General features: G+C 68.0%; 8 protein-coding genes and 1 tRNA gene. 5 read left to right on the forward strand and 4 right to left on the reverse strand.

The genetic code is table 11. The features are described 5' to 3' along the window. Nucleotides 1–3: 3 nt before the first annotated feature. The 3 genes from ABD209_RS10375 to ABD209_RS10385 all read right to left on the reverse strand — a co-directional run bounded on the left by ABD209_RS10375 (nt 4) and on the right by ABD209_RS10385 (nt 5,807). Nucleotides 4–3,849: a multifunctional oxoglutarate decarboxylase/oxoglutarate dehydrogenase thiamine pyrophosphate-binding subunit/dihydrolipoyllysine-residue succinyltransferase subunit gene (locus tag ABD209_RS10375; RefSeq protein ID WP_344065880.1), complete on the reverse strand. Its 3,846-nt coding sequence runs from the start codon at nt 3,847–3,849 to the stop codon at nt 4–6. A 141-nt stretch (nt 3,850–3,990) separates the two neighbouring features. Then, a complete protein-coding gene (locus ABD209_RS10380) occupies nt 3,991–4,833 on the reverse strand; it encodes an ABC transporter permease (protein WP_344065735.1) in 843 nt (280 codons plus the stop codon). Then, a complete protein-coding gene (locus tag ABD209_RS10385) occupies nt 4,830–5,807 on the reverse strand; it encodes an ABC transporter ATP-binding protein (RefSeq protein WP_344065738.1) in 978 nt (325 codons plus the stop codon). Before ABD209_RS10385 ends, ABD209_RS10380 begins: the two co-directional genes overlap by 4 nt. Nucleotides 5,808–5,908: 101 nt before the next feature. Between ABD209_RS10385 and ABD209_RS10390 the strand changes: the two genes are divergently transcribed. The 3 genes from ABD209_RS10390 to ABD209_RS10400 all read left to right on the forward strand — a co-directional run bounded on the left by ABD209_RS10390 (nt 5,909) and on the right by ABD209_RS10400 (nt 9,156). Further along, nucleotides 5,909–7,336: a hemolysin family protein gene (locus ABD209_RS10390; protein WP_344065742.1), complete on the forward strand. Its 1,428-nt coding sequence runs from the start codon at nt 5,909–5,911 to the stop codon at nt 7,334–7,336. After that, the gene (locus tag ABD209_RS10395) at nt 7,333–8,367 is read left to right on the forward strand and encodes a hemolysin family protein (RefSeq protein ID WP_344065744.1); all 1,035 of its coding nucleotides are present in this window, start codon (nt 7,333–7,335) and stop codon (nt 8,365–8,367) included. The genes ABD209_RS10390 and ABD209_RS10395 overlap by 4 nt, the downstream gene beginning before the upstream one ends. 210 nt (nt 8,368–8,577) lie before the next feature. Next, nucleotides 8,578–9,156, forward strand: coding sequence for a hypothetical protein (locus tag ABD209_RS10400; protein WP_344065747.1), 579 nt, complete (start codon nt 8,578–8,580; stop codon nt 9,154–9,156). Between the two features lie 127 nt (nt 9,157–9,283). Here ABD209_RS10400 and ABD209_RS10405 read toward each other — a convergent pair. Continuing rightward, a tRNA-Arg gene (locus ABD209_RS10405) sits at nt 9,284–9,355 on the reverse strand. 203 nt (nt 9,356–9,558) lie between these two features. Here ABD209_RS10405 and argS point away from each other — a divergent pair. Together argS and lysA are read left to right on the forward strand one after the other, a co-directional pair. Continuing rightward, nucleotides 9,559–11,217, forward strand: a complete 1,659-nt coding sequence (gene argS / locus ABD209_RS10410; protein WP_344065750.1) for an arginine--tRNA ligase — start codon at nt 9,559–9,561, stop codon at nt 11,215–11,217. A gap of 3 nt (nt 11,218–11,220) precedes the next feature. Continuing rightward, the gene (gene lysA / locus ABD209_RS10415) at nt 11,221–12,648 is read left to right on the forward strand and encodes a diaminopimelate decarboxylase (RefSeq protein ID WP_344065753.1); all 1,428 of its coding nucleotides are present in this window, start codon (nt 11,221–11,223) and stop codon (nt 12,646–12,648) included. Nucleotide 12,649 lies beyond the last annotated feature (1 nt).

Below are 12,649 nucleotides of genomic sequence, written 5' to 3' on the forward strand. Positions count from 1 at the left end.
CCGTCAGCGATCGAAGGCGGCAGCCAGGAGGATGGCCTCCTCGGCCGCGTGCTTCTTCGACGAGCCGGTCGCGGGCGAGGCCGAAGCGGGCCGCGACACGACACGCAGCGGCTTGGTGTAGCCCCGCTCGGCCAGTTCCGGAGGCAGGTTGAGGCCGAGGAACGGGTAGGACCCTTGGTTCTTCGGCTCGTCCTGGACCAGGACCAACTCGGCGTTGGGATACTGCGCCAGGGCGGCGGCGATCTCGTCCGCCGGCAGCGGGTAGATCTGTTCCAGCCGCAGAATGGCGGTGCGCTGGTCGCCGCGCTTCTCGCGCTCCGCCTCGAGTTCGTAGACGACCTTGCCGCTGGCCAGCAGCACCCGGTCGACCTGGTGGCCATCGAGCTTGGTCGTATCCGGCAGGACGGGTCGGAAGCCGCCGGTCGTAAAGTCCTCGGGCATCGAGGACGCCGCCTTCAGCCGCAGCATGGACTTCGGCGTGAAGACGATCAGCGGGCGGCGGGGGCGGGCATACGCCTGGCGGCGCAGCAGGTGGAAGTGGCTCGCCGGCGTGCTCGGGTAGGCGACGGTCATATTGTCCTCGGCGCACAGCGTCAAGAAGCGCTCGATCCGCGCCGATGAGTGGTCCGGGCCCTGGCCCTCGTAGCCGTGGGGCAGCAGCATGACGACCGATGAGTGCTGGCCCCACTTCTGTTCGGAGGAGGAGATGAACTCGTCCATGATCGTCTGAGCGCCGTTGACGAAGTCGCCGAACTGGGCCTCCCATAAGACGAGTGCGTCGGGCCGCTCAACCGAATAGCCGTACTCGAAGCCCATGGCGGCGTACTCCGAGAGCAGGGAGTCGTAAACCCAGAACTTCGCCTGGTCCGGGCTCAACTCACGCAGGGGCGTCCACTCGTCGGCGTTCTGCTTGTCGATCAGGACCGCGTGACGCTGGACGAAAGTGCCGCGCCGGCTGTCCTGTCCGGCCAGCCGCACCGGCGTGCCCTCCATGAGGAGGGAACCGAAGGCGAGCAACTCGCCCATACCCCAATCGACGCCGCCCTCGCGGGTGGAGGAGGCGCGCTTCTCCATCGCTTGCGCGAGCTTCGGGTGGACCGTGAAGCCGGGCGGTGGCGAGACGAACGCATCGCCGATGTGCTGGAGCATCTCGGTGGAGATGGCGGTCTGAGTGGCCGAGTGGCGCGGCGCGGTCGGGGTTTGGGCGGTCGGTCGCTCCAGCCCGGCGTGGCCTTCGACGTCGGTGCCGCGCACAGAGGGGTCATCGGCCGGCATGTCCTGCTGCTGCATGGCCGCTTTGGTCTCGACGAAGACCTTTTCCAGCTGTTGCTGGTAGTCGCGCAAGGCCGCGTCGGCTTCGTCTTGGCTGATGTCACCGCGGCCGATCAAGGCCTCGGTGTAGAGCTTACGGACGCTGCGCTTGGCCTCGATCAGCTTGTACATCAGCGGCTGCGTCATCGAGGGGTCGTCGCCCTCATTGTGTCCGCGGCGGCGATAGCACACCATATCGATGACGACGTCCTTGTTGAACTCCTGACGGAACTCGTATGCCAGCTCCGCCACCCGCACGCACGCCTCCGGGTCGTCGCCGTTGACGTGGAAGATCGGTGCTTGCACCATCTTGGCGACATCGGTGCAGTAAATCGACGAGCGCGAGCTGGTCGGCGCAGTCGTGAATCCGACCTGGTTGTTGATGACGACGTGCACGGTGCCGCCGGTGCGGTAACCGCGCAGTTGCGAGAGGTTCAGCGTCTCGGCCACGATGCCCTGGCCGGCAAAGGCCGCGTCACCGTGTAGCAGGATGGGCAGGACGGTGAAGTCCTCGCCGCCGAGGTTGATCCGGTCCTGCTTGGCGCGGGCGATGCCTTCGAGGACTGGGTCGACGGCCTCGAGGTGCGAGGGGTTGGCCGCGAGGTAGACCTTGGTGGTCGCGCCGGACTCGGCGGTGAAAACACCCTCGGTGCCGAGGTGGTATTTCACGTCCCCTGAGCCCTGCACCGAGCGGGGGTCCTGCTTGCCCTCGAACTCGCGGAAGATCTGACTCGGCTGCTTGCCGGCGATATTGGCGAGCACATTGAGCCGGCCGCGGTGCGGCATACCGATGCACACCTCTTCGAGGCCGTCCTGGGCGGCCCGCGAGAGCACCCGGTCCAGCAGCGCGATCACGGACTCGCCGCCTTCGAGCGAGAAGCGCTTTTGGCCGACGAACTTGGTCTGCAGGAAGGTCTCGAAGGCCTCGGCGGAGTTGAGGCGGCGCAGGATCCGCAGTTGCTCCTCACGCGAGGTCTTGGCGTAGCCGATCTCGACCTTGCGCTGGATCCACCGGCGCTGCTCGGGGTCGGTGATGTGCATGTACTCGATGCCGACGGAGCGGCAGTAGGAGTCGCGCAGGATGCCGAGGATCTTGCGCAGCGGCAGGAAGGGGACGCCGCCGAAGCCGCCGGTGGCGAAGTGCCGGTCGAGGTCCCACAGCGTCAGATCGTGGCTGGTGACGTCGAGGTCGGGGTGGCGCCGCTGGCGGTATTCGAGCGGGTCGGTGTCGGCCATCAGGTGGCCACGCACGCGGTAGGCGTGGATCAACTCCTGGACGCGGGCAACCTTGTTGATGTCGTCGTCGTGCGAGGCGTCGATGTCCTGGACCCAGCGCACCGGCTCGTAGGGGATGCGCAGGCTGGCGAAGATCTCGTCATAGAAGCCGTCCGCGCCGAGCAGGAGCTGGTGCATGATCCGCAGCATGTCGCCGGACTGGGCACCCTGGATGATCCGGTGGTCATAGGTCGAGGTCAGCGTGAGGATCTTGCTGACGCCATTGCGGTTGAGGATCGTCGGGCTGGCCCCCTGCCACTCGGCCGGGTACTCGAGCGCGCCGACGCCGATGATGGTGCCCTGGCCTTGCATCAACCGCGGAACCGAACTGACCGTGCCGATGGTGCCGGGGTTGGTCAAGCTGATGGTCGTGCCTTGGAAGTCCTCGATGGTCAGCTTGCCGCCGCGGGCCTTCTTGATCAGGGACTCGTAGGCGGCCCAGAAGTGCGAGAAGTCCATGCTCTCGGCGGCCTTGATGGAGGGGACGAGCAACTGCCGGGTGCCGTCGTCCTTGGCCAGGTCGATCGCGATGCCGAGATTGACGTGGGCCGGAATGCACAAGGCCGGTTTGCCGTCGACCTTGGTGAAGCTGTTGTTCATCGCCGGGAGCTGAGCCAGGGCCTTGACCATGGCGTAGCCGATGATGTGGGTGAAGGAGACCTTGCCGCCGCGGGCGCGGGCGAGGTGATTGTTGATGACGACCCGGTTGTCGATCAGCAGCTTCGCGGGCACGCTGCGCACGCTGGTCGCCGTTGGGACCTGTAGCGAATTCTCCATATTGGTCACGACGCGTGCGCTGGCGCCGCGGATCGGGCTGACCTCGGTGCTTGCCGTCGCGGCGGCGGGGGACTTGGGCGCAGCGTCGCGGGGGGTGGCCGAGGGCGAGGTCGGGGCTGGACGCTCAGGTGCTTTACGAGGGGCTGGGGCCGGCGCGAGCGGTGCGGCGTTCGCGGCAGGGGCCACGGGTGCGGCGGGTGCGGGAGCCGGTGTTGACGTTGTCGGACTCGCGGCGGGGGATGCCGCGGCGGGGGCCGCCGCAGCTGTGGGCGGCTTGGCCGCCGCGGAGGGCGCCTGGGCTCCGGCGGGCGCCTGGGCCGGTGCGGCGGCCGGGGGCGACTGCCCATTGCTCTGCGAGGTGCCATTATCCCCGGGCTGGTAGGTCGCGAAGAAGTCCCACCAGGCCCGGTCGACGGAGTTCCGGTCCTTCAGGTAGCTCTCGTAGAGCTCATCGACGAGCCATTCGTTGGGTCCGAATGCTTCCATCGGGTCGGCAGGAGTCTTGGGGTCGGGCACGGCCGTAACGCCTCTTTCGCACTCGTCAGCGGTGACGGAACTGTTTCAACCCGTCCAGCCTACCCGGGCCACCAGGAGTGGGCCGATTCCCGCGGTGCCCGCGCGCCGACGTCAGGTCACATCGCGCCGAGTGGTCAGGAAGGCACCGCTGATGGCGAGCACGGCGGCATACAGGACGAGAACGAGACCGGCCTGCCACCAGTGATCGAAGTACTGAGCCTGGGCGGCAGGGTCGACGCTCTGACCGGCCGTGGGATCGCTGGTGATGAGCATGTTCGAGGTCAGCTGGCCCGGGATCCACTTCATCGCCGAATACCAGTGCTTGACCGTGAAGATGATGGACAGGGCGGTCTGGATGATGAAGGCGAAGCCGACGGCGATCAGGACAGCCGCGATCTGGTTGCGGATCAGCATGCCGACGCCGAAACCGATGAGCATCCAGATGGCGAAGACGAGGATGCCGATGCCGAGCGACTCCCACACCTTCGGTTCGCCGAGGAGGGTCGGCTGGTGCTTGACGAATTTGATGATCGGCACGGCGCCGGCGATGCTGGCGGCGGCGTGGACAACGGCATACAGAGCACCGGTGATGGCCACGGCGATCATCTTCGAGATCATCACGACCCACCGGTTGGGGGTAGAGAGGAAGGTCGCGCTGATCGTCTTGTGCCGGTATTCGCCGGTGATCAGCATGACCCCCAGGGCCAGCGGGAAGAGCAGCGACATCTGCTGCACGATGCCGGCGTTGTAGATCAGCTGTGCGGTGCCGACGGTCAGTTTGGCGAAGGGGTTGCCCTGGCCGCCGTTGTCGCCGTTGTCCATATTCGCGTTGCCGAGCAGGGCGGCGAAGCCCATCGCGATCAAGGCGGCGACCAGGGCCATACCCAGCCCCATGCCCCACCACAACCGGGTGCTGAAGACCTTCCGAAGCTCGGAGCGGATGGCGCCGATCACTTTTCGTTCCCCCCGTCCTGGCCGGCGATCGCGTCCTGCTCCTGGGGAGCGGTCCCGTCGCCGAGATTGCGGTTCTGGCCCTCGGTCAGGGCGAAGAAGAGTTCTTCGAGGTCGCTGGCCTGCGGCTGCAGTTGCCAGATCGGCAGCCCGGCGCGCAGGGCGACATCGCCGATGAGGCGCAGGTCGTCGGTCTGCACCGAGAGTGAGTTGCCGTCGGCCCCCGGAGTCGACGTCACATCCGCGACGCGGAGCGCGCCGGCGAGGCGGCCGGGGTCCGAGGTGCGCACCAGCGCGGTGACCGGGCCGTGCAGGGATTCGATGGTCCCGGCCCGGACGAGCCGGCCGTTCGAGATGATCACGACGTCGTCGACGGTCTGCTCGACCTCTTGCAGCATGTGGCTGGAGACCAGGATGGTCCGGCCCTGGGCGGCGAGACTGCGCAGGAAGCCGCGCAGCCAGCGGATGCCCTCGGGGTCGAGGCCGTTGGCGGGCTCGTCGAGGATCAGCACTTGCGGGTCGCCCAGCATCGCGGCGGCCAGACCGAGGCGCTGGCGCATGCCCATCGAGTAGCCCCCCGCCCGCTGGCGGGCGGCGGCCGGGATGCCGACGAGTTCGAGCATCTCGTCCACCCGAGAATCCGGTATGCCCGCGGTGGCGGCGAGCACGCGCAGGTGGTCGCGACCCGAGCGTCCGGGGTGGAAGTTGGTGGCCTCGAGCGCGGACCCGACGGTCGTCAGCGGCGTGGAGATCCCGGCATACGAAACGCCACCGATGGTGGCGGTGCCTGCGGTGGGCTTGACCAGGCCGAGCAGGATCCGCAGCGTGGTGGTCTTGCCGGCGCCATTGGGCCCGAGGAAGCCGGTGACCCGCCCCGGTGCCACGCTGAAACTGAGGTTGTCGACGGCAACGAAGTCACCGAATCTCTTAGTGAGATCGGTGATCTCGATCCGTCCGCCATCGGCGGTCGCGCTCATCTGGGTCAACTTTCCGGTCGATGCGGGGCCCCTGCCCCCGTCCTCGCACCCCGTGGTGCGCACCCATTCAACCAGGCATCCTTGGGTACCATGGCCGCACTATGAGCGAGTGGCTGCTGGTGATTGCCGCAATTGCCCTCACCTTGGGGACGGCCCTCTTCGTCGCCATTGAGTTCTCGCTCGTGGCCCTGGACCGTCCGACCGTCCAGAAGGCCGTCGACCAGGGCGATCGCGCAGCCGAGTCGGTGCTGGCCTCGCTGAAGCAGTTGTCGACGCAGTTGTCGGCCGCGCAGGTCGGCATCACCTTGACCACCCTCATCCTCGGTTTCATCACCCAGCCGTCGGTGGGTGCACTGCTGACCAGCGGGCTCGAGGCTGCGGGCGTCAGTGTCGGTATGGCCGGACGCGTCGGCAGCGTGCTCGCGCTCGTGCTTGCCACGCTCTTCTCGATGATCGTTGGTGAACTGGTTCCGCAGTTCCTCGGCATCAGCGCGCCGCTGCGGGTCGCGAAGAAGGCGGCTCGACCGGTGCGCATCTTCGCGCTGATCGCCAAACCGCTGATCGCTGTCTTAAACGGATCGGCCAATGCCTTCTTGCGGGCGGTCGGCATCGAGCCGCAGGAGGAGCTGTCCGCGGCTCGGACACCGCAGGAGTTGGCCTCCATGGTGCGGTCCTCGGTCGCTGCTGGGACCCTGGATGAGAGCACCGGACGTTTGGTGACCGCGTCCTTGCGCTTCGGGGAGCAGACGGCCGCCGATGTCATGACGCCCCGCTCGCGCGCGTCCGCGATCGAACGTACGGCGTCGGCGGCCGATGTCGTCGCCCTCGCGCGGGCTACCGGGCACTCCCGCTTCCCGGTGATCGCCGACGACTGGGACGACGTCGACGGCGTCGTCCACGTCAAGGCCGCGATCTCGGTCCCGTATGACCGGCGCCCCGGGGTTCCGGTGTCCGCGCTGATGGTCGACCCGGTCGTCGTGCCCGAGACCCTGCGGCTCGATCCGCTGCTGGACACCCTGCGCGAGGCCGGCTTGCAGTTCGCGGTCGTCGTCGACGAATACGGCGGCACCTCCGGCGTGGTCACCCTCGAGGACGTCATCGAAGAGATCGTCGGCGACGTCGGCGATGAGCACGACCGGTCGGAGACGACCGGTCGCCGCACGGTGGACGGCTCCTGGATCGTGCCCGGTATGTGGCGTCCGGACGAGGTGCGCACGCGCGTCGGCGCTCCCATGCCGGACGGGCCGGCATACGAGACGGTGGGCGGTTATGTGATGGCCGCCCTCGGTCGGGTGCCGGCCGTCGGGGACGAGACCTTTCTGCCCGGCTGGCGGATCGTCATCGTGGATATGGACGGCCGGCGGGTGGACCGGCTACGCATGATCCCGCTGCCACCCGAGGGGGCCGTTGCCGATGTGGCTGCCGCCGACGGTGCGGATGCCGCCGACGGTGCGGAGGCCGCCGAAGGTGCGGATGCCGCCGACGGTGAGGATGCCGCCGAAGGTGCGGACGAAGGGGCGAGGACATGAGCCCGGCCGCCTGGGTCACCATCGTGCTGCTCCTGCTCAACGCCTTCTTCGTGGGCTCGGAGTTCGCCGCCATGGCCGCGCGGCGCAGCCAGTTGGAGCCCCTCGCCGACGCGGGGAGCCGACGCGCGCGGACCTGCATCGAGGCGTCCGAGCACATGGGCAGCGTGCTCGCGTGTGCGCAACTCGGGATCACCTTGTGCTCGGTCCTGCTGGGTGCGATCTCGGAAGCCGCGCTGCACCACGCCCTCGAAGGGCCCTTGCACTCCCTCGGCGTGCCGGAGCCCGGGATCAGTGGGCTGGCTCTGGCGCTCGCGCTGCTGATCGTCGTCTATCTGCACGTCGTGGTGGGGGAGATGATCCCGAAGAACCTCTCGATCGCCTCGCCCGAACGCTTTGCGCTGATCCTGGTGCCGCCGCTCTATTGGCTCACGCGCGTGCTGCGGCCGTTCATCTTCGTCATGGAGACGGTGTCCAAGGCGATCGTGCGCCGGATGGGCATCGAACCCAAAGACGAAGTGGCCAGCGCCTATACGGCCGAGGAGGTCCACCACATCGTGGCCGAATCGCACCGGGAGGGGCTGGTGGAGGAGGACCAGTTCGACCTGCTGGGGGCCGCCCTGGAATTCTCCGACAAGGACGCGCGTGACGTGGGCGTACCGGTCGCGCGCCTGGTCACCGTGGCGGAGTCCGCCACGCCCGCGCAGATCGAGCGGCTGGTCGCCAAGCACGGCTTCTCCCGCTTCCCCACGGTCAACGCCGCCGGTGAGCTGACCGGCTATGTGCACCTCAAGGACATCCTGTATGCCGACTTGGCCGAGCACGATGTGCCCATCCCGGCCAAGCGCGTCCGGCGCCTGGCAACCGTCGGTGAGGCCGACGAGGTCGAGGACGCCCTAGCGACGATGCAGCGCTCGGGCTCGCACCTGGCCCGCGTGGTTGATCAAGCGGGCCGCACGACGAGCGTGATCTTCCTCGAGGACGTGCTGGAGATATTGGTGGGCGAAGTCATCGACGCGTCACAGCGGCACTGACCCGGGCTTTCCCTGGCGCAAACCCGCCGCAGCGCGCGACAATGGCTTCAGGTGGTGGTGGCCGTGGCTTTCCGAATGCATGTCCCGATCGGTGTTCCCGTGCTCTCGCCCGGGCGGCATCGCACGCCTCGGTCGGGTGGGTGCTTTATGGAGTTCGCGTCGTATCTGGCGGGGGAGCGGTGGAGCGATCATCCGGACTGCACCCACCCGGTGCTCGCGGCGCTGGCGCGTGACGTCAACGACTTCGTCGGTGACGAGCGACGGGCCGAGTTGGTGGGCTTGATTCCTGAGGTTGTGGGTTTGAACGGGAGCGATCCGATCCTGGCAGTGGCCGTCGCCGTGCGGGCGGCCGTCGCGGCGCTCCCCGTGGCACCGCTGGAGGCTCAGCACGTGCTCAGCGCCGGGGCACTGTCGTGCGACCAGTATGTGGTGACGGCCGAGCCGCCGGGCGGTGCCCGGCTTCGCGCCGAGATCGCCGCGGCGCTGGATCTGGTTCCGGCGCAACGCGACTGGGCCGTGAAGCGGCGCCAGGCGGTCGGCGCGTGTTCGATCGACCAGGGCCATCTGGTGCGCAAGGTCGCGCCCTTGATGGTGCACACCGCCACCATCGGCCTGCACCAGGCTGCCATCCCGGACGGGCCGGAGCGGCTGGTGGCGCTGCTGCGCGCGGCAATCGATGATGTGCGCGCCCTGATCCCCCGTCTGGGTCCCCCGCTCTGCGTGGGAGTGGCCGATTCAGCCCTGTCGAGAGGCCGATTCAGCCCCATCGACAGGGTAACGCTCGGGTAACTTGTGCTTCACTCGACTCCCACGCGTGCCCCCGTCGGCGCTCTCATTTCATTCCAGGCGCCTGTTACTTCTGCCGGAGTCACCGAAGGCCGGCTCCACTCGTTCCTCGTGGATGCCGGCCTATCGGTGCCCCCGGCAGGATTCGAACCTGCGCTCCCGCCTCCGGAGGGCGGTGCTCTATCCCCTGAGCTACGGGGGCGACAACGAGGGTTGAGGGTAGCAGGCCCAGCCAGGCGGACGTGAATCGCCAGCATCCACCGAGCCTGGCACCTCAACGATGAGTGATAACGCGGTCCTGACCACATTTTCACTCATCGATAACCCTCCCAGGCGGCCACCGGGCGAGTCTCGCGGCCCAGAATGCGGTTCGTGGGCACCCCGAGCCCTCCGTAGAATCGCCCGGTGACCCCCGAACAGCTGGCCGCCGCGATCCGCGCTGCCTTGGCCGAACTCGTCGCCGCCGGCGAGCTGAACGTCGAGGTGCCCGAGACCCTTCGCGTCGAGCGCCCGCGCCAGCAGGGGCACGGCGACTGGTCGACCAATATCGCCATGCAGCTCGCCAAACCTGCCGGTATGCCGCCGCGCGACCTCGCGGCCAAGCTCGCCGCCGCTCTCTCCCCCGTCACCGGCGTCGCCGCCGTCGACGTTGCTGGCCCCGGCTTCCTCAATATCACCGTGGACGCGGCGAGCGCCGGCGAACTCGCGCGCACCATCGTGGAGGAGGGGGCGGCATACGGGCAGGGCACCCAGGGGTGGGGCGTCAAGGTCAACTTGGAGTTCGTCTCAGCCAATCCGACCGGGCCGATCCATCTCGGCGGCACGCGGTGGGCGGCCGTGGGCGACGCGCTCGCCCGGGTCCTCGAAGCGACCGGGGCCGACGTCACCCGGGAGTACTACTTCAACGACCACGGTGCCCAGATCGACCGGTTCGCCCGTAGCCTCCTCGCCGCTGCCCTTGGTGAGCCGGCACCCGAGGACGGCTACGGGGGTGGCTACATCGCCGAGACCGCGGCGGAAATCGTCGCGAGCGAGCCGGGCATCACCGAGCTACCCCGCGAGGAGGCGCAGGAGCGCTTCCGGGCGATTGGGGTCGAGATGGCCTTCGCGGATATCAAGTCGACGCTGCATGACTTCGGTGTCGATTTCGACGTCTATTTCCACGAGAACGACCTGCATGCCAGCGGTGCCGTGGAGCGGGCGATCGCGCGCCTGCGCGAACTCGGTGCCGTGTATGACAAGGACGGTGCGCTCTGGCTGCGCACCAGCGAGCACGGGGACGACAAGGACCGGGTCGTCATCAAATCCGACGGCCAGCCCGCCTATATCTCTGGCGACCTGGCCTACTACCTCGACAAGCGCGAGCGCGGCTTCGATGAGTGCATCATCATGCTGGGCGCTGACCACCATGGCTATGTCGCCCGGATGATGGCGATGTGCGCGCTCTTCGGTGACGAGCCAGGCCGCAACCTGCAGATCCTCATCGGTCAAATGGTCAACCTCGTCAAGGATGGCCAGCCGGTTCGCATGAGCAAGCGGATGGGCACCGTCGTCGTGCTCGATGACCTCGTCGACGCCGTTGGCCGCGACGCCGCACGCTATGCCTTGACCCGCAGCTCCAGCGACTCGAACATCGACATCGACCTTGACCTGCTGATCAAGCGCAGCAATGACAACCCCGTCTACTACGTCCAATACGCCCACGCACGGACGGCGAATGTCGCCCGCCTGGCTGCCGAGGACGGTGTCGACCGCAGCGAAGGTTTCGACCCGGCGCTCCTGACTGACCCAACCGAGGCCGCGCTCCTGGCGATTCTCGGCGACTTCCCGCGCGTGATCAGCCAGGCCGCCGCGATGCGCGAGCCGCACCGGGTCGCGCGCTACCTCGAAGACCTCGCCGCGCACTTCCACAAGTGGTACGACACCTGCCGGGTCCGCCCGCTCAACGCCGAGGAGCCGGTGACCGACCTGCACCGCACCCGCCTCTGGCTCAATGACGCCACCCGGGTTGTGCTCGCGAATGGCCTTGGGCTGCTTGGTGTTTCGGCCCCCGAGAGGATGTAGCCGATGCGCGCACACGAGGCCGGTGCCCTCCACGCCGAAGGCTATGGCGGGCCGCCCATCTGGCTGCCCTATCCGCGCGATGTCATGGAGCTGCTGCCGCAGCTGTGGCCCGAGACCGTATGCCGTGACGCCGTCGGCCGACTTGTCATCGGCGGCGTCGACGTGGTCTCTCTCGCAAGCGAGTTCGGCACGGCCGCCTATGTGCTGGATGAGACCGATTTCCGCGCCCGGGCCCGCGCCTTCCGCGACGCCTTCGCCGACAGCTTCACCGGTGGCGCCGATGTGTATTACGCCGGCAAGGCCTTCCTGTGCACCGAGGTCGCCCGCTGGGTTGCCGAGGAGGGTCTCAATCTCGACGTCTGCACCGGTGGCGAACTCGCGGTCGCGATCCGTGCCGGCTTCCCCGGTAAGCGAATCGCCTTGCACGGCAACAACAAATCCAGTTCCGAGATTCGCCGTGCTCTCGAATACGGCGTCGGCAGGATCGTGCTGGATTCCTTCGACGAGATCGTCCGCGTCGACACCATCGCCCGCGAGCTCGGGGTCGTCGCGCCGGTGATGATCCGGGTGACGGTCGGCGTCGAGGCGCACACGCACGAGTTCATCGCCACCGGTCACGAGGACCAGAAGTTCGGTTTCAGCCTCGCCGACGGCGTGGCCCGCGAAGCAGCGGATCGCGTCGTTGCGCACCCGGACACCATGTCGCTCAAGGGTTTTCACTCCCACATCGGCAGCCAGATCTTCGACACCACCGGCTTCGAACTGGCCGCTCGCCGCCTCGTGCAATTGCACGCCGATGTCGTGCACGCAACGGGCGCGGACCTGCCCGAGATCGACCTCGGCGGCGGCTACGGGATCGCCTATACCTCGCAGCACACACCCCTCGCCCCCGGGCAGCTCGCCGAACAACTCGCCGGCATCGTCGAGCGCGAGTTCAAGGCCATCGGCACCGGTGATGGGACTGCCACCCCGCGCGTCTCCATCGAGCCCGGGCGCGCCATCGCCGGCCCCTCCGGCGTGACCCTCTACGAAGTCGGCACGATCAAGGATGTCGGCCTGGGCGAAGGCTTTTCGCGCCGGTATGTCTCCGTCGACGGCGGGATGAGCGACAACATCCGCCCGGCCCTCTACGAAGCCGACTACTCGGTCACCCTCGGGTCCCGGTCCTCCGACGCGGCCCCGCGCCTGGCGCGCGTCGTCGGCCGCCACTGCGAGAGCGGCGACATCGTCGTCCTGGACGAATACCTCCCCGACGACCTCGCCATCGGCGATCTGCTCGTCGTCCCGGGGACCGGCGCCTACTGCCGCAGCATGTCCAATCAGTACAACCACACGCCCCGCCCACCCGTGATCGCCGTCCGCGACGGCCAGGCCCGGGTGCTGGTGCGGCGCGAGACCATCGACGACCTGCTAGCCCTGGATGTGGGATGAG

The sequence above is a fragment of the Nostocoides vanveenii genome, from assembly GCF_039531165.1.
Lineage (GTDB): Bacteria > Actinomycetota > Actinomycetes > Actinomycetales > Dermatophilaceae > Nostocoides_A > Nostocoides_A vanveenii.